Here is a 941-nt window from a genome sequence, read left to right on the forward strand (position 1 = left end):
GTGTCGGGCCTCGAGGAACTGCAGCTGACCAGTGATGGTGTTGGTCACGAACGCCTGGTAGCGCCACCCGTCGATCTCCTCGAACATCGACAACTGGGCGCCGGGGTGGGGTCGTTCGCGGCGCACGATGACCCGCATCCCGTCCGGCCACTTCGCGAGCATCCTGGAGGCGAGCAACCCGGTCAGCTCAGCAACTTCAGCCCCGTCGCGGATGTCGCCGGAGGGATTCAACGCTGGCCCCCACGCAGCCTCGGGAGCGATCGCAATGGCCCGGCGCAACGGGGCGGTGACCGAGAACCCGACCGAGTACTCCACCCGTCGACCGCGGATGCCGTTCTGTTCGGTGATCCAATCCAGAAGGTCACGGGAGGCACCGGCGCCGTCGGAGCGGATCAGCAGGTCGCGCCGGTGAGCGGCGGGGATCTGGGCGATTGCTTGGCCCAGGACGTCGATGTGGTCAGCCGCGGTGTTGGACCCGGCGTTGCCCGGGCGCAAGCTCGCGGCGAGAAACTCTTCTGTGTTGTCGCACCACACGCCGATCGGGTGGTACCCGAACGTGCGCTTATATGTCGGAGCTGCATGTTCCTTCTCGCTGTGCGTGACCACGATGGTGGCATCCACATCGAGCACGACCGTCGATCCCAGATCCCGCCCCGCACACGCCGATGCGGGTACTCCGCCGGGCAGTTGGGACCACACGTGCCGCCGCGTGCGAGCTCGCGCCACCTGGATCTTCTTGCGCTTACCGGCAGTGACCTCATCGAGTGTGCGCCACACCGTCGGGGCCGAGGCGACCGGGCCCAGGGCCCCGGATTGGTGGCGCAGGACGCCGATGTCGGAGATGGACTCGCCACCATCTGCGAGCATCACCGCGACGTCGATCAACACCCGGCCGCGATCGTGGATCGGGATGAACCGGCGGCGAGCCATGGCCCCTGACA

General features: G+C 67.5%; 1 protein-coding gene. It reads right to left on the minus strand.

What is annotated here, in order from left to right:
• Positions 1 to 930: IS1380 family transposase (locus G6026_RS15495; protein WP_182613699.1), on the minus strand; the 930-nt coding region annotated here is incomplete at its 3' end.
• Between the last annotated feature and the right edge of the window lie 11 nt (positions 931 to 941).

It is taken from the genome of Dietzia sp. DQ11-38-2 (assembly GCF_014145055.1).
Classification (GTDB): Bacteria; Actinomycetota; Actinomycetes; order Mycobacteriales; family Mycobacteriaceae; genus Dietzia.